Raw genomic sequence first — 25,466 nt, 5'->3', positions numbered from 1 at the left:
GGCGTCCAGGAGAATCGATGACCGACGCCCGACGGATGCGCGCCCGCTACCGCCGCATCACCCGCTTCGCGCTGCGCGTCATGCTGCAGACGTGGTGGTGGGAGCTGTTCCTTCCGAGGTTCGGACTCACCGCCCTCGTGGCGCATGGGCGCGCGCGGCGGATGCGACGGATCGCCCAGCGCTTCCACGCGCTCGCCGTGGACCTCGGCGGTCTCATGATCAAGGTGGGCCAGTTCCTCTCGTCTCGGCTCGACATCCTGCCGCCCGAGATCACGAAGGAACTGGAGGGCCTGCAGGACGAAGTGCCCCCGGTCGCGTTCGACCGGATCCGTGCGTTGGCCGAGAGCGAGCTCGGCGTGCCGCTCGAGCAGGCTTTCTCGTTCGTCGACCCGCAACCGGTCGCCGCGGCCTCGCTCGGGCAGGCGCACCGGGCGCGGCTGTCGACCGCTGACGCTGAGCTCGCCGGGTTCACCGACGTCGTGGTCAAGGTCCAGCGCCCCGGCATCGACCAGATCGTCGACGTCGACCTGCGGGCGCTGCGCAAAGTCGGCGTGTGGCTCAGCAGGGTGTCGCTGGTCTCGCGGCGGGTGGACATGCCGGAGCTCGTCGAGGAGTTCGCCGAGACGTCGCTGCAGGAGATCGACTACCTGCAGGAGGGCGTCAACGGTGAGCGATTCGCGCGGGATTTCGCCGATGACTCCCGCGTGGCGACGCCCGCGGTCGTGTGGGAGCGATCGACCCGGCGCGTCCTGACGCTCCAGGACGTGACGGCGATCAAGATCAACGACCGCGAGGCGCTCGTCGCCGCGGGGATCGACCCCACCGACGTCGCGCTGGCCTTCGCCTCGGTGATGTTCCAGCAGCTGTTCGGCAACGGCTACTTCCACGCCGACCCGCATCCGGGGAACATCTTCGTCACCCCCTCGGCGAGTGAGCCCGGTACCGCGGAGGAGGGCGGGGCGGAGGGCTGGACGCTCACCTTCATCGATTTCGGGATGATGGGCCAGGTCCCCGATTCGCTTCGCGCCGGGCTTCGTCGCCTCGTGATCGCCGTCGCGGCGCGCGATGGCGTGGGCCTCGTCGACAGCATCCGCGAGGTCGGGGTTCTGCTTCCGTCGGCCGACACCGCCGAGCTCGAGCGAGCCATGACGCAGCTGTTCGCGCGGTTCGGCGGCATGGGGTTCGCCGAGCTCGCCGAGGTCGATCCCCGCGAATTCCGTGACTTCGCGATCGAGTTCGGCGATCTCGTCCGGGCGCTTCCCTTCCAGCTGCCGGAGAACTTCCTCCTGGTCATCCGGGCGATGTCGCTGACCTCCGGTGTGTCGAGTGCGCTCGACCCCGCCTTCAACATCTGGGAGGCCGTCGAGCCGTACGCCGCCACCCTGTTGCGCGAGGAGCGGGGCAACGTCGTGCAGGCCGTCACGCGTCAGGCGGTCGACACCGTGGGGCTCGTCGCGCGCCTCCCGCGCCGGATCGACAAGCTCGCCACCCGTATGGAGGAGGGGCGCCTCGCGGTCGACGCGCCGCGGGTCGACCGTCGCCTCGCGCGGCTCGAGCGCCTCGGGCGTCGCCTTCTCTCGGCGGTGCTGTTCGGTGCCCTCCTCATCGGCGGCATCCTGCTCCGACCCGACGATCCGGTGTTCGGAACGATCCTCCTCATCGCCTCAGTGCCGCCGCTTCTGCATGCGCTCCTGGCGGGCGTCCTCGGTTCCCGCGGACCGGTCTGATCGTCACATCGCCTGGAGGTGCGCCGCCGCGGCGAGCAGAACCGCCGCCGCGGTGCCGAAGGCGATCCACATCGCCATTCCGCCCAGCAACCCGGTCAGGAACAGGCCTGCGGCGACCGCCACGACCGCGAGCGTGACGAGGGCGATGATCGCGCCGAGCGCGAGGAGGACTGATCGCCAGGGATGACGCCGAATCATGCGTCCCGCCTCCCGGAGGGCGTGCCCCATACCGGAACTCGCACCGGGGAGGACGAAGAGCGCCGCGAGCCCCGCGAGCGCCGCACCGAGCGGAAAGACCACGAGCAGCACCCCGACGACGATCAGGGTGATCCCCGACCATGCCGCGATCGGGAGCACTCGGACGGATGCTGCGCCGCGATCGAGAGCCATGATCGCCCACGTGAGGCCGCTGAGCTGCGCCCACAGGACGAGGAGCGAGGCGAGGGCGGCCAGCACGAACCACACCGGGGCCACGCGCCCGAGGCCCGGGACGGCGGTGGCGGCCTGGAGAAGGGCACCGATGACGATCGCGGCGGCGGCGACGAGGAGCGGAAGGGTGCGCGACCGCCTCATCCGCTGGATCCCCTCTCGAGGACGGTCATGAGCGAGCCCTCGTAGACGACCTCTTCGTCGACGCGGACGACGATCTGATCGGATGATGCCGCCTCGGAGACGGCGTCGATCGCGCGCTCGTCACGGGTCGACCCCTCGCACGCGACCGTCACCTCGTCGGCCGCGACCGTGCAGACCGGCGCGACGAGGATGTCGATCCCTTCCTCGAGGAGGATGTCGTTCACGGCGTACCGGACCTCTGCCAACCTGTCACCGCCGACCGGCGCGATCGCGGCGATCTGCGAACAGCCCGCGGCAGTGATTGCGACGGTGAGCGCCAACGCGGCCGCCGAGGCGAAGCGACCGATCATGAGGCGATCCGCTCTTCGTGCGCGAGGATGCGCGCCCGCTCCGTCATCCGCTGCGCCTCCAGGGAGGCGTCGGTGATGGTCTCCAAATCGAACGGGGAAGGGAGGAGGAGCTCGGTGTTGCGGTCGAGCGGAGATCCTCGACGCATGATCGGCGTCTCGGCCCAGTCGTTGGCGGCCAGCTCGCGGGCCCGCGCGGCGAGGTCACCCGTTCGGCCAGGCGCACCCGGTGAGACCGGAGAGGCGTGGTCGAGAACCGTGGTGAACAGCGACAGCGTGCCATCCCGGTTGTCGACGATCTCGACGACCTGCTGCTGCTGGGGGAAGTCGATGCACGAGGCCGTCGTGATCTCCCAGAACCCTCGGTCGCCTGATCGGTGGGCGAGGATCTGATTCAGATGCGTGTGCCCGTTCAGCCAGGCGATGGCGACGGGGAACTGCAGGATGAGATCGACCACCTCGGGCCCGTGACGCAGGATCTCGGTCTCGCCCGGGCGCTGAGCGGTGTTCTCCATGGTCAGACTGTTGTGGTGGCTGAGGATGAGCACGAGCTTCTGCTCACGCTGGGCGCGCTCGAGCTCGGTGCGGAGCCACCGGAACTGCACGTCGGGGAGGGCGCCGTCGGGGCCTGCGACGGCGTTGCAGGTGTCCAGGCCCAGCGCACGCACATGCGGACTCAGTTCGGCGCGCCACCACGTCTCACCCGTCTGGAGGTTCCGACGGGTGAACCCGTGCCCGATCGGCCCCGGCTCGGGCTGCGTCACGAAATGCTCGGCCATGAATTCCCGCGTCTCGTAGATACGGCGTTCCGGGTTCGCAGAGACCGCGCGGAAGCCCGAACGGCCCCACGCGAGATTGAGGGCGTCCCATCCCTGCTGGATGGCGCTGCCGCTCGCGGCCCAGCCGCGAAGGAACGTCGATGCCGTCGCATCCAGCGTGTAGGACTTCCGCCCGCCGACCGCGAGCGCATGCAGGGAGGGGCTGAGCTCGAACGTCCCGAGCAGGAGCGTGTCGTGGTTTCCGTACACGGCGTACCAGGGCGCGGGGAGCCCGGTCGAACGGATCTCGCCGGCGATCGCCCGCTCGAGCATGTCGGGGAGTGCCGGGAAGCCGTAATCGCCGAATGATCCGCCGGTCGGATCCTCGGGGCGATACGCCCAGATGGCTTCCGGCCACGCCTGCACGCCCTGGAAGACCGGACCCGCGGTGGCGGGGTCGATGGCCAGCCCGTCCATCAGATCGATGTACCAGCGCAGCTCGAGGTGCGAGTGCATGTCGGCGCTGTCACCCGTGACCACTGCGGCTCCCATCGGTGCTCCGGTGAGCGGACTGGACCGCGCGTCGTGGAACGCGCCCACCATCGCCGCGACCGTGTGGGGGCTCAGCGGATCGTGCGGGTGGAACGCCGAGCCCCATGCCGAATGATCCTGGACGATCATCGGCTCGATCCGGCCCGGCGACTGGGCGTCGATGACGTGGAGATCGGAGAGATGGCCGAGGTAGAGCAACGACCGTCGCCGCGACGTCCGGGACGGGTCGGGATCACGTCCGAGCACGTCCACGCGGGGGAGGTAGGGTTCGCCAGGTCCGGCGACCAGCCGGCGGTAGCTGCCCTGCACCGTCGGTCCGTACAGGATCGTCTGCAGGAGCGTGGAGGGGATGTCGGTGGTGCCGCTCGTCGCCGTCGGGGCGGCGGCGAGGAGGCGACCGAGATCGTCGGGGTCGAGGGACAGCGCGGCGGCGAGCGCGGCGGTGCGCGCAAGGAACTGTCGACGCGTGAGCGAGCGCATCGTGCCCCTTCGGTCAGGGCGGATCGGGTGACGCCATCATGCCAGGAACAGCGGAGGTCCGCGCTTCTTTTTCAAGCGAATCCATAGGTCCGCCTGGCTACCGTGGGGGAGGCAAGGGGAGTACTCCCGATTGCGGTGGACCCGTCAGTACGAACGCCCCGTGGCGTTCCGGCCCACCGGCCCGTGAGGGTGGAGGAGACCTTGACGTTCAGAAGGGATCGTCATGAGCAAGCTCTCCAAGCTGATCGGCATGGCCGCCAAGGCGCTGGACAACCAGGGCGGCTCCGCCCAGAGTTCCTCCTCCCCGGATTGGCGGGGGATCGTCCGAAGCGCCGCCGACGCACTCGGCGGTGACGGTCGTCCCCCCGCGGGCGCCGGGTCGACCGCCCCGCCGTCCTCGTCCGTGCCGCGCGGTCGTCCCTCGACCACGCCGCCACCGGGGGGCGGCACATCCTCCAGCCGTCCGAGCGAGGCCGACCGGGCGGCGATCGCCCGGTACGACTATCTGATGCAAACCGCCGACCCGCACCAGGTGGAGCAGATCCATCGCGAGGCGTTCGCCCGGCTCACTCCGCAGCAGCGCCAGCAGATCGAGTCGCGCATGCGGACAGAGTTCCCGCCCGCGGAGCGACCGCGGTCGGCCGCTCCGGAAGACCTCGCTCGTGCGGCGGGCCGCGCCGAGGCCCTGCGCCCTGGCCGGATGCGCGGCCTTCTCGGCCGGGTCGGAGGCGGTGCGGCGATGGTCGGCGCCGGCGGCCTCGCCATCGGAGTCCTCGGAGCGGTGGCGGGAGCCGCGGTGGTCAGCTCGGTGGCGACGCCGCTCCTCGAGCAGGCCGCGGGGGTCGGGGTCGACTTCGACGCCCTCGCCCACGGTGTCGACCTCACGGGCCTGGCGGACGGCGTCGACGTCTCGGGCTTCGCCGAGGGCGCGGAGGGCCTGGTCGGAGGCGCCGGGGACGTCGTGTCGGGATTCGGCGATCAGGTCTCGACCATCGGCGACCAGTTCGGCGCCCTCGGTGACTTCTTCGGACGGTGAGGCGGGCGACCCGGCCGTGCCGGGTCATCCCTGATCATCGGACACCGAACCGGTTCGACCTCGGCGGGGTCGGGGTCTGCGACCATGGAGGTCGTGCACGTGGTCTCGCTCGTGGTGAATCTTCCCATTGCGAAGCCTGACGCGCTCGCCGTCATCGCACTGGTGTCCGACGGCGAGGTCCAGGATGCCGGTTCAGCCGACCCGCGGGTGTGGGTCAGTGCGAAATCGTGGGCGATGGTCGATCTGCCCCGCTTCGCCGAACCGCCGCCGTTCGCCGTCGACGTCTGCTCGCACGAGCCTGCCGCGGCGCGGGAGGATGCGCTGCGCCTGGCAGCGGCCCTGGAACGCGTCGGCTGGCGGATCGAACCTTTCGGTGATCCGCCAGCCGAGTGAGTCGCGTCGGGTCTGAGCTCAGTACCAGCCGACCGACTGCGAGTGGTTCCAGGCGCCGCAGGGGGTGCCGTAGCGGCCGGAGATGTAGCCGAGTCCCCACGAGATCTGCGTGGCGGCGTTGGTCTGCCAGTCGGCGCCGGCCGAGGCCATCTTGTTGCCGGGGAGGGCCTGCGGAATGCCGAACGCACCGCTCGAGGCGTTGTAGGCCTGGTAGTTCCAGCCCGACTCCTTGTTCCACAGCGACACCAGGCATGAGAACTGGTCATCGCCCCAGCCGTAGTTGCCGAGCATCGCCCGGGCGGTCGCCTGAGCGCCCGCGGGGCTGTTGTCGCCGCCGGTGCTACCGCCGGTGGGGATGAAGCCACCGCCCCCGCCGCCGCTTCCGCTCGGGGTGCTCCGGGCCTGAGCGGCTGCCTCGGCCGCCGCTGCGGCCGCCGCCTCGGCCTCGAGACGTGCCTTCTCGGCGGCCTCTTCCTCGGCCTTCTTCGCCAGCGCTCCGTCGAGGCTGCCCCGCAGCTGGGTGACCCGCTGGTCGACTTCCGCCACCGCGTCGGTCACGTCGTCGGCGAGATCGGGCAGGAACGCCGCGGGCAGGACGTCGGCTGCCTGCAGCCTCGCGAGCGCCGCTTCGAGCTCAGCGGTGTCGACGGTCGGGTCGGCCTCGCCGATGTCGAGTGCTGCCGCCTGGATGTCGGCCTCGATCGTGTCGGCGGCGGCCAGGGCCGCGCCGGCCGCGTCGGTCGCCGTCGCGTCGACGTCGGCGGTCGCATCCGCCGCCGTGTTCGCGGCCAGGGGCGAGGTCGACGCCGTCGTGTACGAGGCGAGCGTGACCGGGCCGAAGGCGGTCGTCGACGATGCCGCGGCCGTGGGTGCGGTCGCGGTGATGCCGACGGCCGCGAGGACCGAGAAGCTCAGGCCGGCGACGACGAGGGCGGGCCGGCGGCGTGAGCGCCGGTCAGCGGCGCGACGGGTGCGGCGGGCGGAGGTGGTCGTCGTGGTGGAGCGCATGAAGTACCGGTTTCGTGTCGGGGGATGCGTCTTCGGGTGACGCGGCACGCGCCCGGGCGGGGCACAAGTCCCCGAGTCTGGTCTCTGAGTCTGGACGCTTCCCGTACGTTACCTGAATGTGATGTTCTCCTCGCGCGTCCGGAAAAGTCCTGATCGCCGGGCGGCGGAGCGGATGTCGGGGCGCCGCGTACGCTGTCAGGGTGACCCCAGCTCTCCGGGCGGATGCCGCGCGACAGGCGCTGCGAGAGCTCGTCCGCGCGGCGGCATCAGACCCCCGCGGCGGCCTCGGCGACCGTGTGGCGGAGCTTCCCGATGTCGCTGACGCTCGAGACGCCGCGGTACTGATCCTCTTCGGCGTGCTCGATGCCGAGCCCAGCGCCGGGGGAGCCGACGGCGGTGCGGTCTCGCGCGACCTGGACGTGCTGCTCCTCGCTCGGGCGCTGACGCTCCGATCGCATCCCGGGCAGGTCGCCTTCCCCGGGGGACGGGTGGATGACGGGGACGACGGACCCGTCGCAGCGGCGCTCCGCGAGGCCCAGGAGGAGACCGGGCTGGATCCCGACGGGGTCGAAGTGCTCGGCACTCTCGGTGCGATTCCGCTGGAGTACTCCCGACACCGGGTCACCCCCGTGATCGCGTGGTGGCGTCGCCCCTCCCCGGTGGGGGTCGTCGATGAGGCCGAGTCCGCGGATGTCTTCCGCGCGCCGGTCGCCGACCTCCTCGACCCGGCCAATCGCGGAGTGACGGTCATCCGACGCGAGGGCCGCGAATGGCGCGGACCGGGCTTCCTGGTGCGCGACGGCGTGCGCGAGCACCTCGTCTGGGGCTTCACCGGCATGCTGCTGGACGGTCTGTTCGACAGCGTCGGCTGGACCCGCCCCTGGGACGCCTCGCGCGAGCTCCCTCTCGTGCTGCCGGACGAGGCTAGCCGCCCATCTCCGGCAGCGGGGTGACCACCGCGAGCGAGCCTGCCTCCTGGCAGGCCGCAGTCGCCGCGTTGATCGCGTCGATGTAGCCCTGGTTGGCGCCCGACGGGTCGGCGGCCGCCTGCACCTGTACCTCGTAGATGAACGGGGTGATCTCCGTGTCGTAGGTCGGCATGTAGACCCAGGCGTCCTGCAGGGCGGCCAGACGCGAGACGTACTCGACCTCGTCGATCCGACCCGTCTGGTACTCGAAGTTCGTGCGGATCGCCACGCCGCTGAGCGCGCTGATCTGCCCGCACTCCCAGGCCAGGACCGGATCCGGTCCGGACGGTGTCGGCGCGATCGGGGCGGTGGGCGTGGGGGTGGGCGTCTCCCCGTCCGCGACGATCCGTTCGACGATCCCGCAGCCCGACAGCGCGGCGGCGAGGACGAGGCCGATGCCCCCGGCACCCAGACCCCGGACGACGCGTACCGGCACCCGGCCCGCGCGGTGCCCGTTCGCCGTCGCCCTTTCGTGAAGCGCTCCCATTTGCGGCATCCCCCCTCTTCCCGCGGCCAGCCTACGACCCGCGCCTTTCCCGCGAGAGTGCATCTGGGCGCCGAGGATGCGGACGGACCCCGCGCTCTCGGCGCGCAGATGCACGTTCGACGGTCGAGCGGCGACGACGTGACGGGTGCGGTCGACGCCGCGCCTGTCAGAGGCTGCGACCGGCGTCGGTGCTCGCGATGAAGAGCGCCGCCGCCTCGGCCCGGTTGGACGCGCCCACTTTCGAGAGGATCGCCGACACGTGGACGGAGGCGGTCTTCGGGCTGATGTACAGCCGCGCGCCGATCTGTGCATTGGTGAGCCCCTCGGCGACGAGGGCCAGCACCTGACGCTCACGAGGGGTCAGGCCGGGCGAACCGGCGGCATCCACCGCTCGAGACGACTCGATCGCCCGGCGGCGAAGTCCTGCGCGTTGGGCGAGGTCCTCCGCCCAGAACGCGGCCCGAGCGACGCCGAGCCGCGGGGCGTCTGCGATGACGGCATCCAGCGCGCGCGCCGCCGCATCGCGGTCGCCTCCGTCGATGAGGGCGGCGGCAAGGCTCAGGTGTGCGATCTGTCGATGACGAACCGGCAAGACCCCCGTCTTCGCCTCATCGACGACGGCGCGCCAGAGGCGTACGCGCTCGTCAGGGTCGCGGCGAGCGGCATCAGCGAGCACGGCGTCGATGGCGTCGACGATCACGGGGGTCACGCCCGTCCGCGGCCACGCCCGGGTGGCGTCCATGATCGCCGTGCGCAGCTCGTCCGAGTCCACGCGCGCCTCACCGCCGGCATGCATCGGCGACACCGCGCGCAGCATCAGGGCCGCGGTGAGCGTCGTGAAACGCCGAGCCGCAGATGCGCCCCCTTTCGCGATGTTGCGATGAAGCCGATCGATCCGCTGGGTCCACGCCGAGCTGTCGTCAGGGTCGGTCGTGACCCGCAGACCGGACGACGACATCAGCACCGCGTCGACGGTCTCCGGTTCCCACATCTCGTGCTTGTCCGGGTGCGATCGCCGGGCCTCCTCGATCGTCGCGTGCTCGACGGCGAGCAGGGTGTCGTGCTCGCCCGGTTGATCGTTCCACGCGTAGTGGGCGGCCAGCATGCGGATGACCGACGCCCGCGACGGCCGGTCGAGGAGCCGCCTGGCCCGCGCGGCGTAGCGCCTCGCCTCGTCGGGTCGCCCTGCGCAGAAGTGCGCGTGCGCGATCTGCACGGCGATCGATCCGCCTGAGCCGCGCTCGATTCCGCCGCGTACCGCGTCGGCGAAATGCGCCTCTCCGACGAGCGCGGCGTCGTCGTAGCGTCCCAGCCGGGCCAGAAGGTCGACGTAGGCCGCTCCGACGTACGCGCGCACCGCGGGATTCACCTGCAGCTCCCGGGCACGCTCGAGCGGGGCGAGAGCGGCGATCTCGTCACCTGCGGCGTCGGAGTACCGCCACGACTCATTGACGAGGGCGATCGCGAGGGCGACGTCGTCCCCGGCGCCTTCGGCCAGGTGCACTGCCGTCCGCAGATACTCCTCTGCTCGGCCGTCCGCGTAGCTCAGCGCCAGATTCGACAGGATGCGCGACTGCAGCACGCGCGATGCGTCGGTGTCGATTCCCTCCAGCAGCGCGATGGCGCCGAGGAGCTCTTCGTGATCCGGATGACGGCCGGTGTTGAACTCCTGAACGATCTTCTGGCGAATGAGCGCCGCACGCACCATCGGATCCTGCGGATCCGTGGCGAGGCCCTCGAGTGCGGCACGGAGGGCACGGTCGGGATCGCCGAGGTCGTGCCAGGCCTGCGCCGCGCTCAGGTGCAGTTCGGGCAGGGTCGTCCCCGACCGCGTCGCGGCGTCGGGGACCTGCCACCACAGCTCCGTCAGCCTCTCCGCGAGCTTGACCGATGTCGCCGGTGCGAACGTGGCGCGAGACTGCTCCAGCGCGCGAACGGTGGCGTCGAAGGCCGGCGCCAGCTCCCGCGCGATCAACCAGTGCTCGGCGACCGCGGATACGGCGTCCGGAGAGTCGGCGCGGCCTGCGGCGAGGTATTCGGCGTACCGACGATGCACCCGCACGCGCTCGCTGGGCAGCATCTCGTCGTGGACCGCTTCCTGCGTCAAGGCATGACGGAAGGTGTAGCCGGCGCCGTCCGCGGCGATGACACGGGCCGCGATGGCATCGCGGACGGCCTGATCGATCGTGCGCTCGTCGTGTCCGCTGACCGCGGTGAGAGTGACATGCTCGGTGTGCATCCCGCCGGCAGCCAGGACACGGACGACCTCTTGGGCGGTGTCATCCAGCCGGGAGTAGCGCGCGAGGACGAGCTCGCGCAGGGTGTCCGGCAGTTCCGCGCTGCCGAGGTCGACGAGCTCCTCGACGAGGAAGGGGATTCCGCCGCTGCGCTCGACCAGGGCTGCCAGTTCGGTCTCGCCGAGGTCCGCTGTCGCCAGGAGCGCCACCTGTTCGGCGACCTCGGCCGCGCTCAACGGAGCCACCTCGATGCGGATGATCGCCCTCGTGCGGTCCAACTCGGCGAGGATCGGACGCAGCGGATGGAAACGATCGATGTCGTCGGACCGATAGGTCGCGACGATGATGAGGTGGCGGCCGCGCAACGTGCTGGCGAGTGTCTTCAGCAGGGCGAGTGTCGCGGCGTCGGCCCACTGCAGGTCCTCGATGACGATCACGAGATGCCGTGTCGTCGACAGGTTCTCGAGCACGACCTCGATCGCCTCGGCGAAGTCGCCGGTCGGAACATCCGCCGAGGGCGTCTCGGTCATGACCCCCGGGACGAACGCCGCGAGGGTCGCCGCAGCTGCCGGTGAGCCGGCCGCCTCACGGAGCGCCTCGGTGCCCACCGCGGCGTGGAGGTCACGCAGCACGCGACGCACCGGGCCGAACGGAGCGCCGATCGGGCCGAGGTCGACGCACTGACCGACGGCGACCACCACCGGCAGCTGCGCGTCCTGCCCTCTCGTCGCTGCGCTCAAGAACTCCTGCACGAGGCGCGTCTTCCCGATGCCGGCCTCTCCTCGCACGATGACCGAACGGGGTGTTCCACGACGCGCGTCGTCAAGAGCGTCGAGCAGCGCACCCAGCTCGATGCCACGACCGACCATGCGGGGACTCGAGGCGAGCGCGGGCATGGTCATATCGTGGCACCGCCCTCCGACAGCTGCGACAGGAATCCTCGCGGCAACCCGGCGCGCGCCCCGTCGCCGTGCCCGTGACCCCGCACTCCCGTCATGCCGCGGGGCCCGCCAATCCGAAGCACTCGACACTCGCCTCATCGCTCCGGGTCGCTTCGCTGATGCTGTGGACCGCGGCACCCGGGTCCGCCGTCTCGCGTCGTCGGGCCCGGGCCTGTCGAAGTCTCACCTCGGAGGCCAGCATCTCCGCACGCTGCGCCGCGATCCGGCTTGCGGCGTAGGTCATCGCGTCCATCGTCGTTCTCCCGTCGTTCGTTCTGAACGTCGACTTTCCTCCCTGAGGCGGGAGGCGCGGATCGGGCGATCGCCCTATTTCGCGACCGGGGGCGGGGACCCCGAGGTAAGGAGTCGCTCGCTGTCGGAGGCACGGGGGATACTCGACGCGTGACGCACCGACTCAGCCGGGAACAGGCGCGGCGCATCGTCGTGCGGGCGCAGCTCCTCGACGCCGACCGGCCTGGCGACGTGGTGGAGGTGGCTGAGCAGCTGGGGTACATCAAGATCGACCCGACCGCGGTGATCGCCACCTGCGAGCACACGGTGCTGTGGTCGCGGATCGGGTGGTCGTACGAGCCCGGCCAGCTGAAGAAGGCGGTGGAGATCGACCGCCTTCTGTTCGAGTTCCAGGGCGCGTTCCACCCGATGAGCCTGCTGCCGCTGCTTCGTCCCGCCATGCGTCGCCACCCCGAACGTGAGAGCAGCCGGCAGTGGCTGGAGGCGAACGCCGCTTTCCGTTCCGACGTCCTGGCCCGTTTACGGGCCGAGGGTCCGCTGACCTCGCGGGAGATCCCCGACACGGCCTCGGTGGCCCGGACGCCGGACGGGTGGTCGGGGTCGAACCAGGTGCCGCTGATGCTCGACCTCCTGGCGCGCCGGGGCGAGGTGGCCGTGACCAGGCGGGAAGGGCGCACGCGCGTGTGGGATCTCGCCGAGCGCGTGTACCCCCGCGATCTTATGGATCTGGACGACGACACCGCTGCGCGAGAGCTCGAGACCCGTCGCCTGAAGGCCGCGGGTCTGGCCCGGGAGAGGTCGGTCTGGACACGGGTGGGGAAGGCGGGGGAGCCGGCCGAGGTCGAGGGGTCGTCATGGAAGTGGCGCGTCGATCCCGATGCGCTGGAAGCCGCCCACGTCGACGTCGACGGCCGCGTGGCACTCCTGAACCCGTATGACAGCGTCCTGTTCGACCGTCAGCGCCTCGCCGAGATGTTCGACTTCGACTATGTGCTCGAGCAGTTCAAGCCCAAGGCCCGACGCCGCTACGGCTTCTTCGCCCACCCGATCCTGATGGGCGACCGCTTCGTCGGGATGCTGGACGCCAAGGTCGATCGCGACCGAGACCTCCTGCGGGTGAACGCCGTCCACGGGTTCCTGCCGTTCGAACCGGAGGAGACCGACATGATCCGGGCCGAGGTGAACGACCTCGCCGAATGGCTCGGCGCGCGCGTCACGGGGGTGGAGTAAGCGGCGATGAGGCTCAGCTGGCCACGAGGCTCTGCGTGGAGGGGGCCCACCCCAGGTGCGGTGCCACGTGGCGGGCGAAGGACTCCACCAGGCGCAGGTTGAACGCGACCCCGAGCTGGCTCGGGATCGTGAGCATGAGCGTGTCGGCGCTCATGACCGCGGCATCCTCCCGCAGCTGCTCCACCAGCACGTCCGGTGCGGCCGCGTAGGTCTTGCCGAAGGTCGAGCGGAAGCCGTCGATGTACCCCACCCCGTCGCCGTCCTGACGGCCGCCGAAGTACATCTCGTCCTCGGCCGTGGTGATCGGGAAGACCGAGCGGCTCACCGACACCCGCGGCTCGCCGGCATGTCCGGCTTCACGCCACGCGGCGCGGAAGGCGTCGATCTGCTCGGCCTGGAGCACGTCGAACGGCAGACCCCGGTCCTCGGTGAGGAGCGTGGACGACATGAGGTTCACTCCCATACGGCCGGCCCACTCGGCGGTCTCGCGGTTGCCCGCACCCCACCAGATCCGCGAGCGCAGACCGGGGGAGTACGGCTCGATGCGCTGCAGTCCTGTGCCGCCGCCGAACGGGCTGGACTGGTCGCGTTCGGCGATGCCGTTGCCCTCGATCGCATGCAGGAAGGTGGCGAAATGCTCCCGCGCGAGGTCGGCGCCCCGCGGATCCGACGCGCCCGTGTACCCGAACGCCTCGTAGCCGCGCACCACCGTCTCGGGTGAGCCGCGGCTGACGCCGAGCGCGAGGCGACCGCCGCTGATGAGGTCGACCGACGCCGCCTCCTCGGCGAGGGAGAGAGGATTCTCGTAGCGCATGTCGATGACGCCGGTGCCCATCTCGATGTGCCGCGTCCGCGCGGCGATCGCGGCGAGGAGCGGCATGGGCGAGGACTGCTGCCGGGCGAAGTGGTGTACGCGGAAGAAGATGCCGTTCACGCCGAGGTCGTCCATCCCCTGCGCGAGATCGATGGCCTGGAGCATCGACTCGCCGGCGGTGAGCTGGCGGCCTCCGCCGAGCGGACCGTAGTGACCGAAGGAGAGGGTGCCGAAACTCTTCATGCCGACCACAACCCGATCGGGTCGATTCACATTCCCGCGAATGGATCGGATGTCTCGTCTCCGCCGCCCAGGACGGGTTCGATGTCGAGGGTCATGTCGATGATCTGCCGCAGGAGGCCGCCCAAGGTGGTGGCCTGCAGGAGGGTGAAGCGGTCGAGCTCGCCGAGCGGTGCGATCGCGGCGAGCTGCCATGTCGACTCGACGGGGTCTTCCGACAGTTCGATGTTCGGATCGTACGAGGCCAGGCCCGCCGTGTCGGCCTTCCCCAGCACGCGTCGCACGATGCTCTCGGCCTCCGTCCGCAAGGGTGTGAGGGCGTCGTCCCAGGTCAACGCCTCGAGGGGCGTGACCTCGGCGAGAGGATGCGGGTCGTCGTCGAGCCAGGTGTCGACCCTCACGCGTTGGTCGCCCACGGCGAGGACGAAGATGTCATCCTTGCCGACCTGCACCTGCGCGAGTCGTGCCATGGTGCCCAACGAGCTTCGCTGATCGCCGCCACCCGCCTCGGGTCCGCGCTCGATGAGCACCACTCCGAACTGCGGGTCCTCCTCGTCGAGCAGGCGCCCGAGCATGGTGAGATAGCGCGGCTCGAAGATCCGCAGCGCCAGGGGCGCGTGCGGGAAGAGCACACTGCCGAGGGGGAACATCGCCACCTGCGTCACCCCCTCAGTCAACCAGCGGATGACGCGGCGAGGGCGATTTCCCGCCGGTTCGCCGCTGCCTCGCATCCGGAGCCCACGGGGTCGGCGGGGCGTAGCCTGAAACCATGCGTCATCCGTCACCCGACCCCATCGCACCGGGGCAGGAATCGGTGTGGGACTACCCGCGGCCGCCGCGGATCGAGAAGGTCGACACCCGCGTCACCATCACCCTCGGAGGCGAGGTGATCGTCGACACCGGCGACGTCGTCCGCGTCCTCGAGACCAGCCATCCGCCGGTGTACTACCTGCCGATCGCGGCGTTCGTCGAGGGGGCGCTCACCGACGGTGTCGGGTCGTCGTTCTGCGAGTTCAAAGGTGCGGCGCGCTACCTCGACGTCCACGGCGGCGAGGAGCACCGGCCGGCCGCTGCGTGGAACTATCCACGACCGAGCGCCGGGTACGAACTGCTGGCCGACCGGGTTGCGGTGTACGCGCAGGTGATGGACCGCTGCACGGTCGACGGCGAGGTCGTCACCCCTCAGCCCGGACGCTTCTACGGCGGGTGGATCACCTCGCGCGTCGCGGGGCCGTTCAAGGGCGTCGCGGGCTCGATGGGCTGGTGACGACGCCGGGTTGCTCCTGGGCCGCGTGATAAAGTCGGCGACGGAAGCGTGTCCGAGCGGCCTAAGGAGCATGGCTGGAATCCATGTAGGCGGGGTAACTCGCCTCGCAGGTTCAAATCCTGTCGCTTCCGCGTCGAGGCCCTCATCCTCCGGGATGAGGGCCTCTCCCTTTCCCCGCGTCCCCCTCCTCCCACCCACCCCCTCGCGGGGAGGAGAGCGACGAGGGGGGAATGATCGCGGGGGTGTGCGTCGTTGTCATCCGGGGTCACACGACGGCGTGACCTCCCTGGCTCGCCGTAGCCTCGACCAGGCCATCCCCACCCCCGGATGACCGACGCCCCCACAGGAGAGATATGAGTTCCGCCCCGAGCGCTGCCACCGCGCCCTCCCGGCCCACGCCCGAGAAGACCCGCGCCCGCCGCATCCTGACCTCGTTCGGGTTCCAGATCACCGTCGCCCTCGTGCTCGGGGTCGCCCTGGGTCTGGTGGCCCGACAGATCGGCCCCCTCGCCGACGGCACCCCCAACGCGCTCGCCGCCACGGTGAACACGATCGGCGACTCCTACGTCACGCTGCTCAAGACCGCGGTCATCCCGCTCATCTTCTTCGCGATCGTCGCGAGCATCGCGCAGCTGCGGCGCGTGACCAACGCCGCCCGTCTCGCGGGGCAGACCCTGCTGTGGTTCGCCATCACGGCCCTCATCGCCGTGTCGATCGGGATCGTGCTCGGTGTGACCATCCAGCCGGGTGCTCGCGTCGATCAGGCCGCCCTCACCGCCGCCGAGCCCACGACGGTCGGCACGTGGTGGAACTTCCTCGTCGGTCTCGTGCCGCAGAACTTCCTCGGCCTCACCGTCTCGACGTCGGTCGACGCCGAGACGGGCGCCGCCTCGTCATCCGTCGGGTTCAACGTGCTCCAGGTGATCGTCGTCGCGGCCGCGGTCGGGATCGCCGCACTCAAGCTCGGCCGTCGCGCCGAGCCGTTCCTGGCCTTCACCGAATCCACGCTAAAGGTGATCCAGCGTGTGCTGTGGTGGATCATCCGCATCGCGCCGCTCGGCACCCTCGGCCTCATCGCCTCGGCGGTCGTGGAGTACGGCTGGGAGAAGCTGACCACCCTGGCGTGGTTCGCGCTCGCCGTCTACGCGGGCCTGGCGCTCGTGCTGTTCGTGGTCTACCCGACGCTTCTGCGCACCCACGGCCTGTCGATCCGGCAGTACTTCTCCGGCGTCTGGCCTGCCGTCCAGCTGGCGTTCGTCAGCCGGTCGTCCATCGGCACGCTGCCGCTGACCCAGCGGGTGACCGAGCGCAACCTCGGTGTCCCGCGCGAATACGCCTCCTTCGCGGTGCCCTTCGGGGCGACGACCAAGATGGACGGCTGCGCGGCGATCTATCCCGCGATCGCGGCGATCTTCGTCGCGCAGTTCTTCGGCATCGACCTGTCGATCTGGCAGTACGTGCTCATCGCCCTGGTCTCGGTCGTCGGCTCGGCCGCCACGGCCGGGACGACCGGGGCGACGGTGATGCTCACCCTGACGCTGTCGACGCTCGGTCTGCCGCTCGAGGGCGTCGGACTGCTCCTCGCGATCGACCCGATCCTCGACATGGGGCGCACCGCGGTCAACGTCGCGGGCCAGGCGCTCGTGCCGACGATCGTCGCCGCGCGCGAGGGCATCCTCGACGCCGGGCTCTACGACGCCCCCCGCGGCGCCGTGCCCTTCGACGACGACTCCGCCGATGACGTCGTCGTCGACGAAGACGGTCGGACGGATGCCGCGGAGCGGCCGAGCGCCGACGAGTTCGAGGGCCCCTCGGCGGACGCGCAGCTGCAACGCTCTTCCCGCTGACCCCATCCCGCCGCGAGCCGCCCGCCGCCGGCCGTCGGTCAGCCGGCCGGGCGGGAGGTGCCGCGGCCGGCGCCGGCGTAGAGCGACCCGGGGCGGATGATGAGCGAGCGCGGCACGACGAGCGCGAGAAGGCGTCGCGCGGGCTGCGCCGCAGCCAGCACCTCCGCCCGCACCTCGCTCGCCGCGGCCGCGGTCGCCTCGCCCTGACCGAAGCCGTGACGCCCGCCGGGCGCGTAGCTCGCCCGCTCGATCGCCCGGATGAGCACACCCATGGCCCCGGCGGGGGCCCCGGCCTCGGCGATGAGCCGGGCGCCGAGCGCCCGCGGACTCTCGCTGACCGGCGACGGGATCCCGAGGTCGATCGCGGTGTCCTGCACGATGGCCCACGCGGCGGCGGCGTCGCCGGACCGCGCGGCCGACAGCTGCTGCCTCCTCCGCAGATCTCTCACGATGAGCGGGATCGCCAGCACCACGAGGACGGCGAAGACCACCGTCACCGTCGGGAGAGCGTCGACCCCGTCGTCAGGGGCGGCGGTGCCGGCATCCGGGGTCAGCGGCTCGCCCGTGTCGGGGTCGACGGCGTCGGGCACGTCGGCGGGGGCCGATGGTTCGGGGGCGTCGTCCGCGCCGTCGGCGGTCTCTCCGGGGGCCGAGGCCTCGGGGGAGAAGCGGGTCGGCTGACCCAGGCCGTTGGTCGGTTCGAAGGGGATCCATCCGACGCCTTCGAAGTAGATCTCCGGCCACGCGTGCAGCTGTCCCGACATCACCGAGTACACCGTCTGGAAGTCCACGGCGTCGCCGGTCGAGGTTCCCGGCAGGTACCCCACGACGATGCGGCTCGGCATGCCGAGGGTGCGCGCCATCAGGGCGAACGCCGAGGCGTAGTGCACGCAATAGCCCTCCCGCACCTCGAGGAAGCGGGCGACCGCCTCGGCGCCGCTGCCGTCGAAACCCTCCTCGACGGGCGCTTCGAGCGAATAGCGGAAGTCGGCTCCGCGGAACCAGCTCTGCAGCGCCAGGAGCGCGTCGTAATCCGACGCCGCCCCGGCTGTCACCTCGGCGGCGAGCTCGCCGACGATGGGAGGCAGATCGACGGGCAGCCCGAGGGTGTCGGCGCGGACGCCCTCGCCCCCGGCCGACCGGGCGCGGATCTGCTCGAGCGTCGGACGAGGGACGCTGGAGAGCACCTCGTAGTCCTGACCCTGCGTCCCGCCCTGTCGGGCTTCGACGGTGCGGTTGTAGGGGAACGCCCCCCACACCCCGTCGAGTCCCTCGATGCCGGTTGCGGGGTACGACACGGGCAGCCACGAGGAATTGAGGTTGCGGATCTCCACCGTCGTCGAATACTCCGCGACCTGGATCTCGGGATCGACCGGGAGGGCGGTGAGCGCCTCGGCGCTGTCGAGCGGATAGGAACGCCCGCTGTCGGGCTCCCACACCGCGCCGGTGAACTCGGTGAGGGTCGTCGCCCGGAGGTAGGGCGGGGTGGGCGCGTCGCTGCGCATCTGCAGCACCTCGACCTCGCGCGGTCGCCGCAGGTCGTCGCCCAGCTGAAGGGTGGCGTCGATGCCGGGACCGGGGCCGAGATCCCCCGACCCCGGCCGGATCGCGGGCTGGGGGAGGAGCGGGGTGGCCACGAGGGCGACGACGACGGCGATGGCGCCGATGCCGATCGCCGTGGCCGACACCCCGGACGCCGACCCCCCGGACGCCGACGAGCCGGTCGCGCGGGTCGACTCCGCGCTCCCCGCCCCTTCACGCGTCCGGGTGTCGGTGCGGATGAGGAAGAGGATCGCGGCGGCCAGCAGCACGAAGGCGACCACGTCGATCTCCGCCGGCACCGCGATCGCGGGGATGAGGGAGACCGCGATCAATCCGACGCCCGCGAGCAGCGGCATCCGAGCCGTGAGGACGACGTGGTCGATGACCACGGCGAGGAGCCCCGTCGCCCCGACGATCAGCATCGAGAGCGGGGCGCTGGGAGTCAGCGGCGCGACCCCGAGCGCGATCTCCTCCCCGGCGGCGGCGAGGATGTCGGGAAGCTCGCGGAACGTCTCCACGGTCGGAATCACCAGGAGGAAGGCGGTGTCGCGGAGGAACACCACGGTGACGAAAGCCACCCACACGACCACCTCGATCAGCGACACCGCCAGCGCAGGCAGCCGGAAGCGTCGCGCGACATATCCGGTCGCGAGCACCACGGCCACGATCACCAGGGTGCCGAGGAGCCATCCCGTGGGGCGCACCACCCGCATGAGGGGGAGGAGCGCCGCGATCAGGGCGGCGAAGACCCCGGCCGTGAGGAGCAGATCCGCACCCCGGCGCGATGACGGCTCAGCGGAGGGCACGGCTCACCCCCCGCTCGCCCGCGGCGGCCCACTCCTGCACCAGATCGCCGTCGGGGTCGAGGTGGACCGCGTGCCAGCCGATGTCGCCCGCGCGGTCCAGCGCGCCGCTGCGCGGCGAGGCCGCGAGCAGCACGGCGAAGGTCGAGTGGTGGACGATCGGCGCGAGCGCGTCGACGTCGGCGGGGTCGAGGCGTCCGGTCAAGACGATCACCGGCCCGGTCATGACACCCGCGAACTGACGGGCCAGGCGCGGAAGGTGGTCGTCGCGTCGCGCCGTGACCGTCGCGAACTGGGTGACGAGGTCTTCCACTGCCGCGGTGTCTCCGCCGTCGATTCGTGCGGCGAGGGCGGTGCCGTCGCTGTCGAGCACGCTCACGCCGTATCCGTCGCGCACCAGCCGTGAAACCACCGAGACGCACGCCGCCACCGCCGTCTCGAAGGCGTCATCGGCTCCCGGCTCGTGGAGGGCTTCGGTCGACCACCGCAGCACTCCCCGGTCGAGGACGACGGTCGCCTCCGGGGTCGCTTCCTGCTCCTCCTGACGCACCATCAGCTCGTCGCGGTGGGCGGTCGCCCGCCAGTGGATGCGCCGCATCGAATCACCGGGCGCGTAGGGGCGGGCGATGAGATTGTCGGCGCCCTGACCGGGCTGATTGTTCTGCGTCTGGAGTGTGCCCCCGGCTTCACCGGCCAGACCCGTGAGGGGTGGCAGGTCGATCACGGCGGGGGTGACGGTGACACGGGTGCGCTGACCGTACAGGGTGCTGCGGCGAGCGAGGGCGAAGGGGTCGGCCGAGTGCACCCGCAGCGGACCGAGATGGTGGATGCCGCGGCGCACCCCGGTCACGGTGTAGGCGAGGTCCACCGTGCGATCCGAGCCCCGCAGCCCCGAACCGAGCGCAGGGAAGACCCCCGCCGCCGCGCCCGCCAGCCCGGCGGGGAGCGTATCGGTCCAGGTTCCGGGGGGCGTCGGCAGCGCGGTGCGGACGCCGACGCGCACGCGGACGAGCGACGCGCGACCCACCCCGACGGTGTCCGGCGCCAGCGAGCGGGTGACCGAGTCGGCGTGGCGGGTGAGGTAGAGCGAGGCCACCGCGGCGACGAGGACGGCGACCAGCAGCATCCCGAAGTACATCAGCTCGGGGATCCCGACCTCGCTCGCGACGACGAAGCAGACCAGCGCCAGAAGCGCCGCACCGGTTCCGCGCAGCGTCAGGGGCCAGAGTCGTCGGAGCATCGGATCACTGCCGTGCGGCGATCGGCACCCGCACGCTCGCGGCGATCTGTTCGAGCACCGACGAGATGACATCGGTCATCGACTTCGCCCGGGCGCCGCCGGCGGATCGGGTCGGGATGAGCCGGTGCGCGAAGACGGGGATGAGGAGCGCGGTGATGTCGTCGGGGATGACGAATCCGCGGCCGTCGAGGGCGGCCCAGACCTTCGCGGCCCGCACCAGCTGCAGCGTGGCGCGCGGGCTGGCCCCCAGACGCAGGTCGGCGTGGGTGCGGGTGGCCGCCGCGAGGGCGACGGCGTAGTCCTCGATCGCCGGTGCGACGTGCACGGCGCGGGCCCAGGCGATGAGGCCGGCGATCTGGGATGCGGAGGCGACGGGGCGGATGGCGTCGAGCGGATTGACGGTCTCGCGCTGACGCAGCATCAGGGCCTCGGAGCGGGCATCGGGATAGCCCATCGAGATGCGCATCATGAAGCGGTCGCGCTGGGCCTCGGGGAGGGCATAGGTCCCCTCCATCTCCAGCGGGTTCTGCGTCGCCACGACGAGGAACGGGTCGGGAAGGAGGTGGGTCGCTCCGTCGACGGTGACCTGCCCCTCCTCCATGGCCTCGAGGAGGGCGGACTGCGTCTTGGGGGAGGAGCGGTTGATCTCGTCGGCGATGACGATGTTGGCGAACACCGCGCCGTGCTTGAATTCGAACTCCCGCGCAACGGGATTGAACACGCTCACCCCGGTGACATCGCCCGGCAGCAGGTCGGGAGTGAACTGGATGCGACGCACCGTGGCATCCACACTCGCGGCCAGCGCTCGGGCGAGCATGGTCTTCCCGACGCCGGGGACGTCCTCGATGAGGAGGTGGCCCTCGGCGAGGAGGCACACCAGGGAGCTCCGCACCGCGTCGGGCTTGCCGTCGATCACCCGCTCCACCGAGGCCACGATGGCCTCGGTCAGTTGCGCGAACTCCTCGGCCGACGCCGGTCGATCGGGCAGGGCGGAGCGGACGGACGCGACCTGCTCGGTCGTGACGGGGTGATCCATGTGGTCCTCTCGGACGGCGCGCGGGCCGAGCATCGGCGCTCGTTATGCGATCGTAACCGCCGACGGGAGAGGAGGGCCTGGGAATCCCCCGACCTCTCCCGGGGTAGACTGGCGTCAGCTCTCCGCGAGGCGGCATCCAGGCCAACTCCCCCAGGACGGAAACGTAGCAAGGGTAACCAGGCTCTGCCGGGTTCGCGGAGAGTCTTACTTTTCCCGGGAACGTGCCCGGTGAGGGCCCCGCCCATAGGCTGGACAGGTGGCGCAGAGCATCTACATCACCTCGGCCGAGGGTCACTCGGGCAAGTCGACGATCGCGCTCGGCGTGCTCGACGCTCTCAGTCACGCCGCGTCGCGCGTGGGGGTGTTCCGCACGATCGCCCGTTCCACCATCGAGCCGGACTACGTCCTCGAGATGCTCCTCGACCATGACGGCGTCGACCTGCCGTACGAGGACTGCATCGGCGTGACCTACGACGACGTGCGCCGCGATCCCGAGCAGGCGCTGGCGACCATCGTGGAGCGCTACCACGCCGTCGCCGCGGCCTGCGACGCCGTGGTGGTGCTCGGCAGCGACTACACCGACGTCGGCAGCCCGGCGGAGCTCACCTACAACGCCCGCATCGCGGTGAATCTCGGAGCTCCGGTGCTTCTCGTGCTCGGCGGCCGCGCCCAGCACGGGCAGGGTGAGCAGCTGGGTACCACCATCGCCCGCACACCCGCCGAGATGGGCCAGATCACCGCGCTCGCGCTCGCCGAGCTCGCCCACGAGCGTGCCGAGCTGTTCGCCGTGGTCGCCAACCGCGCCGACCCCGATCGCCTCGACGACGTCGTCGCCGCGATCTCGGGCGTGGTCTCCGCGTCGCGGGGGGCGGGCGATTCCGCGGCGGGCGGCGTAGCGGTGCCCGTCTGGGCGCTTCCGGAAGACCGTCTGCTGGTCGCCCCGTCCGTCCGCGACGTCGCCCGTGCCGTCGATGGTCGCCTCATCAAGGGTGATGCCGACCTGTTGACCCGCGAGGTGCTCGGAGTGGTCATCGCCGGCATGTCGATGGTGAACGTGCTGCCGCGCCTGACCGAATCGGCGATCGTGGTGATCCCCGCCGATCGCACCGAGGTGCTGCTCGCTACCCTGCTGGCGAACTCGTCGGGCACGTTCCCGAGTATCGCCGCGGTCATCCTCAACGGTCCCTTCCCGCTGCCCGAGCCGGTCGACACCCTCATCGACGGCCTCGACTCGTCGCTGCCGATCATCGCCACCGACCTCGGGACCTACGACACCGCGGTCAGGATCATGGGGACGCGGGGCCGTCTCGCCGCCGACTCGCAGCGCCGATACGACACCGCCCTGTCGATGTTCGAGCGGCACGTCGACACCGACACCCTGGTCACCGCGCTGGGACTCGCCCGGCCCACCGTCGTCACTCCGCTGATGTTCGAGTACCGCCTGCTCGAGCGTGCACGCGCGCAACGCCGCCGGATCGTCCTTCCCGAGGGCGACGACGACCGCATCCTCCGCGCCGCCGCCACGGTGCTGGCTCGGGGCATCGCCGACCTGACGATCCTCGGCGAGGAGATCGAGGTGCGGAACCGGGCGATCGAGCTCGGGATCGACATCCGCGACGCCCAGGTCATCTCGCCCTTCGACGCCGTGCACGTCGACCGCTTCGCGCGCGAGTACGAGCGACTGCGCGCCCACAAGGGGGTCACCTACTCCCAGGCGGCCGACACGGTGACCGACGTGTCCTACTTCGGGACACTCATGGTCCACCTGGGACTGGCGGACGGCATGGTGTCGGGCGCGGCGCACACGACCGCCCACACCATCCGCCCGGCGTTCGAGATCATCAAGACCAAGCCCGGCGTCTCGGTGGTCTCCAGCGTCTTCCTCATGGCGCTGGCCGACCGCGTGCTGGTGTACGGCGACTGCGCCGTGATCCCCGATCCGACGGCGGAACAGCTCGCCGACATCGCCATCTCGTCCGCGGCGACCGCTGAGCAGTTCGGCATCGAGCCGCGCGTGGCGATGCTGTCGTACTCGACCGGGGAGTCCGGCTCCGGGGCCGACGTCGAGAAGGTCCGGGCGGCCACGGCGATCGTCCGCGAGCGGGCACCCGAGCTCCCCGTCGAGGGCCCGATCCAGTACGACGCCGCCGCCGACGCCGCGGTCGCGGCCGCCAAGGCCCCCGGTTCGGCTGTCGCGGGGCGGGCGACGGTGTTCGTCTTCCCCGACTTGAACACGGGGAACAACACCTACAAGGCGGTGCAACGCTCGGCCGGAGCAGTCGCGATCGGTCCCGTGCTGCAGGGGCTGAACAAGCCCATCAACGACCTCTCGCGGGGCGCGCTCGTCGACGACATCGTCAACACCATCGCGATCACGGCGATCCAGGCGCAGGGGGAGGACGGACAGTGAACCCGGTCCTCGTCGTCAACAGCGGATCGTCGTCGTTCAAGTACCAGCTCATCGACATGACGGGGGAGACCCTGCTGGTTTCGGGACTGGTCGAACGCATCGGACAGGCAGGCCCGGGGCGCGCGATCCACACCGTTCATCAAGCCTCGCTGACGGGCCCCGCGACCACGATGGTCGATGCCACCTTCGAGCGCGAGCTCCCGATCCCCGACCACACGGCCGGTTTCGCGGTCATGCTCGAGGCCTTCGCCGAGAACGGTCCGTCGCTGACCGACACCGCCCCGGTCGCGGTCGGGCACCGGGTCGTCCACGGCGGCGCACGGTTCTTCGAACCCACCCTGGTGACACCGCTCGTCGAGATCAACATCGACGAGCTGTCGGTCCTCGCGCCGCTGCACAACCCGGCGAATCTCGCCGGCATCGTCGCGGCCAAGAAGGCCTTCCCCGGCGTCCCCCACGTGGCCGTCTTCGACACCGCGTTCCATCAGACACTTCCGCCCGCCGCCTACACCTACGCGATCGACGCCGAACTCGCCGCCACCCATCGCATCCGGCGCTACGGCTTCCACGGCACGAGCCACAAGTTCGTCAGCGAAGCGGCCGCCGCCTTCCTCGGGCGCCCGACGACCGAGCTCCGTCAGATCGTCTTCCACCTCGGGAACGGGGCGTCGGTCACCGCGATCGAGGGCGGTCGATCCGTCGAGACCTCGATGGGCCTCACACCGCTCGAGGGGCTCGTGATGGGCACCCGCTCGGGCGACGTCGATCCGGCGGTGCTGTTCCAGCTCTCCCGTCGTGCCGGGCTCTCCATCGACGAGCTCGATGCGCTGCTGAACAAGCGCAGCGGACTGCTGGGGCTCGCCGGGGTGTCGGACATGCGGGACATCCAGGCCGGGATCGACCGCGGCGACGCCGCGGCCGCCCTCGCGTTCGAGGTCTACGTGCATCGGCTCCGGGCGTACGCGGGGGCCTATCTCGCGCAGCTCGGCGGGGTCGACGTGATCTCCTTCACCGCCGGCGTCGGTGAGAACGTCCCCCGTGTGCGCGCTGCGGCGCTGGCGACCCTCGGGTTCGCCGGCGTCCGGGTCGATCCTGCGCGAAACGACGCGCGCGAGCGCGGCATCCGGGTCATCTCCGCCGATGATTCGGCGGTCACCGTGCTCGTCGTCCCGACCGACGAAGAACTCGAGATCGCCCGGCAGACCCTGACCGTGGCGGGACGCACCCCGGCCCCGTAACGCGCTCGAAACCCCGGCGTTCACCCGCCTCGATCGCGGG

The 25,466-nt window shown here is 71.0% G+C and carries 21 protein-coding genes, 1 tRNA gene and 1 other RNA gene; 11 read left to right on the top strand and 12 right to left on the bottom strand.

The features are described from left to right. Positions 1-17 precede the first annotated feature (17 nt). On the top strand, positions 18-1,727 hold the full coding sequence (locus V6S02_RS10290; RefSeq protein ID WP_336400734.1) for an ABC1 kinase family protein: 1,710 nt from the start codon (positions 18-20) through the stop codon (positions 1,725-1,727). A 3-nt stretch (positions 1,728-1,730) separates the two neighbouring features. Here the strand turns inward: V6S02_RS10290 and V6S02_RS10285 are convergent, their stop codons facing one another. Genes V6S02_RS10285 through V6S02_RS10275 form a run of 3 tightly spaced genes read right to left on the bottom strand, consistent with a single transcriptional unit; the run spans position 1,731 to position 4,437 of the window. Then, positions 1,731-2,300 carry a hypothetical protein gene (locus V6S02_RS10285; RefSeq protein ID WP_124293883.1) on the bottom strand — a complete coding sequence of 190 codons (570 nt, stop codon included), beginning with the start codon at positions 2,298-2,300 and terminating at the stop codon, positions 1,731-1,733. Continuing rightward, positions 2,297-2,650, bottom strand: a complete 354-nt coding sequence (locus V6S02_RS10280; RefSeq protein ID WP_124293882.1) for a hypothetical protein — start codon at positions 2,648-2,650, stop codon at positions 2,297-2,299. The genes V6S02_RS10285 and V6S02_RS10280 overlap by 4 nt, the downstream gene beginning before the upstream one ends. Continuing rightward, positions 2,647-4,437: a TIGR03767 family metallophosphoesterase gene (locus V6S02_RS10275; protein ID WP_124293881.1), complete on the bottom strand. Its 1,791-nt coding sequence runs from the start codon at positions 4,435-4,437 to the stop codon at positions 2,647-2,649. The genes V6S02_RS10280 and V6S02_RS10275 overlap by 4 nt, the downstream gene beginning before the upstream one ends. A 223-nt stretch (positions 4,438-4,660) precedes the next feature. Between V6S02_RS10275 and V6S02_RS10270 the strand changes: the two genes are divergently transcribed. Both V6S02_RS10270 and V6S02_RS10265 read left to right on the top strand, forming a co-directional pair. Beyond that, positions 4,661-5,473, top strand: coding sequence for a cation-transporting ATPase (locus tag V6S02_RS10270; protein ID WP_336400733.1), 813 nt, complete (start codon positions 4,661-4,663; stop codon positions 5,471-5,473). 84 nt (positions 5,474-5,557) lie between these two features. Further along, entirely contained in the window at positions 5,558-5,866 is a 309-nt protein-coding gene (locus tag V6S02_RS10265; protein ID WP_124293879.1) for a hypothetical protein, read from the top strand. Between the two features lie 18 nt (positions 5,867-5,884). On the opposite strand, the gene V6S02_RS10260 is transcribed toward V6S02_RS10265, so the two are convergent. Further along, positions 5,885-6,874, bottom strand: a complete 990-nt coding sequence (locus tag V6S02_RS10260) for a lytic transglycosylase domain-containing protein (protein WP_124293878.1) — start codon at positions 6,872-6,874, stop codon at positions 5,885-5,887. A 200-nt stretch (positions 6,875-7,074) separates the two neighbouring features. On the opposite strand from V6S02_RS10260, the gene V6S02_RS10255 reads away from it, so the two are divergent. Continuing rightward, positions 7,075-7,827 (top strand): NUDIX hydrolase, encoded by a 753-nt coding sequence (locus V6S02_RS10255; protein WP_442927909.1) that lies wholly within the window; start codon positions 7,075-7,077, stop codon positions 7,825-7,827. Here the strand turns inward: V6S02_RS10255 and V6S02_RS10250 are convergent. The 3 genes from V6S02_RS10250 to V6S02_RS10240 form a co-directional block, all read right to left on the bottom strand. Continuing rightward, positions 7,799-8,338 (bottom strand): hypothetical protein, encoded by a 540-nt coding sequence (locus tag V6S02_RS10250; RefSeq protein ID WP_336400732.1) that lies wholly within the window; start codon positions 8,336-8,338, stop codon positions 7,799-7,801. The two genes, V6S02_RS10255 and V6S02_RS10250, sit on opposite strands and share 29 nt — an antisense overlap. A 157-nt stretch (positions 8,339-8,495) precedes the next feature. Further along, entirely contained in the window at positions 8,496-11,462 is a 2,967-nt protein-coding gene (locus tag V6S02_RS10245) for a helix-turn-helix transcriptional regulator (RefSeq protein WP_336400731.1), read from the bottom strand. 97 nt (positions 11,463-11,559) lie between these two features. Further along, positions 11,560-11,751 (bottom strand): hypothetical protein, encoded by a 192-nt coding sequence (locus tag V6S02_RS10240; protein WP_336400730.1) that lies wholly within the window; start codon positions 11,749-11,751, stop codon positions 11,560-11,562. A gap of 158 nt (positions 11,752-11,909) precedes the next feature. Here V6S02_RS10240 and V6S02_RS10235 point away from each other — a divergent pair, with 158 nt between their 5' ends. Continuing rightward, complete coding sequence (locus V6S02_RS10235) at positions 11,910-12,989, top strand: DNA glycosylase AlkZ-like family protein (RefSeq protein WP_336400729.1); 1,080 nt, start codon at positions 11,910-11,912, stop codon at positions 12,987-12,989. A 13-nt stretch (positions 12,990-13,002) separates the two neighbouring features. Here V6S02_RS10235 and V6S02_RS10230 read toward each other — a convergent pair whose 3' ends face one another. Together V6S02_RS10230 and V6S02_RS10225 are read right to left on the bottom strand one after the other, a co-directional pair. Further along, positions 13,003-14,046, bottom strand: coding sequence for an LLM class flavin-dependent oxidoreductase (locus V6S02_RS10230; RefSeq protein ID WP_336400728.1), 1,044 nt, complete (start codon positions 14,044-14,046; stop codon positions 13,003-13,005). Between the two features lie 26 nt (positions 14,047-14,072). Then, positions 14,073-14,708, bottom strand: a complete 636-nt coding sequence (locus V6S02_RS10225; RefSeq protein ID WP_124293871.1) for an LON peptidase substrate-binding domain-containing protein — start codon at positions 14,706-14,708, stop codon at positions 14,073-14,075. Between the two features lie 104 nt (positions 14,709-14,812). Here V6S02_RS10225 and V6S02_RS10220 point away from each other — a divergent pair, with 104 nt between their 5' ends. The 3 genes from V6S02_RS10220 to V6S02_RS10210 all read left to right on the top strand — a co-directional run bounded on the left by V6S02_RS10220 (position 14,813) and on the right by V6S02_RS10210 (position 17,157). Then, a complete protein-coding gene (locus tag V6S02_RS10220) occupies positions 14,813-15,310 on the top strand; it encodes a DUF427 domain-containing protein (protein WP_336400727.1) in 498 nt (165 codons plus the stop codon). Positions 15,311-15,352: 42 nt separating this feature from the next. Further along, positions 15,353-15,441: transfer RNA gene (locus V6S02_RS10215), tRNA-Ser, on the top strand. Between the two features lie 222 nt (positions 15,442-15,663). Continuing rightward, positions 15,664-17,157 (top strand): dicarboxylate/amino acid:cation symporter, encoded by a 1,494-nt coding sequence (locus tag V6S02_RS10210; protein WP_336400726.1) that lies wholly within the window; start codon positions 15,664-15,666, stop codon positions 17,155-17,157. A 38-nt stretch (positions 17,158-17,195) separates the two neighbouring features. On the opposite strand, the gene V6S02_RS10205 is transcribed toward V6S02_RS10210, so the two are convergent. From V6S02_RS10205 to V6S02_RS10195, 3 genes are read right to left on the bottom strand one after another with little or no spacing between them, the layout of a single operon-like run. Then, positions 17,196-19,505 (bottom strand): transglutaminase family protein, encoded by a 2,310-nt coding sequence (locus tag V6S02_RS10205; protein ID WP_336400725.1) that lies wholly within the window; start codon positions 19,503-19,505, stop codon positions 17,196-17,198. Beyond that, positions 19,492-20,742, bottom strand: a complete 1,251-nt coding sequence (locus V6S02_RS10200) for a DUF58 domain-containing protein (RefSeq protein ID WP_336400724.1) — start codon at positions 20,740-20,742, stop codon at positions 19,492-19,494. The genes V6S02_RS10205 and V6S02_RS10200 overlap by 14 nt, the downstream gene beginning before the upstream one ends. Positions 20,743-20,746: 4 nt before the next feature. Then, on the bottom strand, positions 20,747-21,730 hold the full coding sequence (locus V6S02_RS10195; RefSeq protein ID WP_336400820.1) for an AAA family ATPase: 984 nt from the start codon (positions 21,728-21,730) through the stop codon (positions 20,747-20,749). A gap of 161 nt (positions 21,731-21,891) precedes the next feature. Here V6S02_RS10195 and ffs point away from each other — a divergent pair. The 3 genes from ffs (at position 21,892) to V6S02_RS10180 (ending at position 25,426) form a co-directional block, all read left to right on the top strand. Then, positions 21,892-21,988, top strand: an RNA gene (gene ffs, locus V6S02_RS10190) — signal recognition particle sRNA small type. Positions 21,989-22,034: 46 nt separating this feature from the next. Continuing rightward, on the top strand, positions 22,035-24,188 hold the full coding sequence (pta, locus tag V6S02_RS10185; RefSeq protein WP_124293867.1) for a phosphate acetyltransferase: 2,154 nt from the start codon (positions 22,035-22,037) through the stop codon (positions 24,186-24,188). Further along, positions 24,185-25,426 carry an acetate/propionate family kinase gene (locus tag V6S02_RS10180; protein WP_336400723.1) on the top strand — a complete coding sequence of 414 codons (1,242 nt, stop codon included), beginning with the start codon at positions 24,185-24,187 and terminating at the stop codon, positions 25,424-25,426. Before pta ends, V6S02_RS10180 begins: the two co-directional genes overlap by 4 nt. The last annotated feature ends 40 nt before the right edge of the window (positions 25,427-25,466 follow it).

It is taken from the genome of Microbacterium sp. CCNWLW134, from assembly GCF_037083565.1.
Taxonomy (GTDB): Bacteria; Actinomycetota; Actinomycetes; order Actinomycetales; family Microbacteriaceae; genus Microbacterium.
Note: the sequence above shows the minus strand (reverse complement) of the source record. Positions and strands in the feature narration are given on the sequence as shown.

What these genes read in the sequence shown, in the direction of transcription:
- V6S02_RS10230 (WP_336400728.1), bottom strand. Translation starts at nt 14,046, where the DNA reads ATGAAGAGTTTCGGCACCCTCTCCTTCGGTCACTACGGTCCGCTCGGC.
- V6S02_RS10275 (WP_124293881.1), bottom strand. Translation starts at nt 4,437, where the DNA reads ATGCGCTCGCTCACGCGTCGACAGTTCCTTGCGCGCACCGCCGCGCTC.
- V6S02_RS10240 (WP_336400730.1), bottom strand. Translation starts at nt 11,751, where the DNA reads ATGACCTACGCCGCAAGCCGGATCGCGGCGCAGCGTGCGGAGATGCTG.
- V6S02_RS10220 (WP_336400727.1), top strand. Translation starts at nt 14,813, where the DNA reads ATGCGTCATCCGTCACCCGACCCCATCGCACCGGGGCAGGAATCGGTG.
- V6S02_RS10250 (WP_336400732.1), bottom strand. Translation starts at nt 8,338, where the DNA reads ATGCCGCAAATGGGAGCGCTTCACGAAAGGGCGACGGCGAACGGGCAC.
- V6S02_RS10210 (WP_336400726.1), top strand. Translation starts at nt 15,664, where the DNA reads ATGAGTTCCGCCCCGAGCGCTGCCACCGCGCCCTCCCGGCCCACGCCC.
- V6S02_RS10245 (WP_336400731.1), bottom strand. Translation starts at nt 11,462, where the DNA reads ATGCCCGCGCTCGCCTCGAGTCCCCGCATGGTCGGTCGTGGCATCGAG.
- V6S02_RS10265 (WP_124293879.1), top strand. Translation starts at nt 5,558, where the DNA reads ATGGAGGTCGTGCACGTGGTCTCGCTCGTGGTGAATCTTCCCATTGCG.
- V6S02_RS10200 (WP_336400724.1), bottom strand. Translation starts at nt 20,742, where the DNA reads ATGCTCCGACGACTCTGGCCCCTGACGCTGCGCGGAACCGGTGCGGCG.
- V6S02_RS10285 (WP_124293883.1), bottom strand. Translation starts at nt 2,300, where the DNA reads ATGAGGCGGTCGCGCACCCTTCCGCTCCTCGTCGCCGCCGCCGCGATC.
- V6S02_RS10260 (WP_124293878.1), bottom strand. Translation starts at nt 6,874, where the DNA reads ATGCGCTCCACCACGACGACCACCTCCGCCCGCCGCACCCGTCGCGCC.
- V6S02_RS10270 (WP_336400733.1), top strand. Translation starts at nt 4,661, where the DNA reads ATGAGCAAGCTCTCCAAGCTGATCGGCATGGCCGCCAAGGCGCTGGAC.
- V6S02_RS10290 (WP_336400734.1), top strand. Translation starts at nt 18, where the DNA reads ATGACCGACGCCCGACGGATGCGCGCCCGCTACCGCCGCATCACCCGC.
- V6S02_RS10280 (WP_124293882.1), bottom strand. Translation starts at nt 2,650, where the DNA reads ATGATCGGTCGCTTCGCCTCGGCGGCCGCGTTGGCGCTCACCGTCGCA.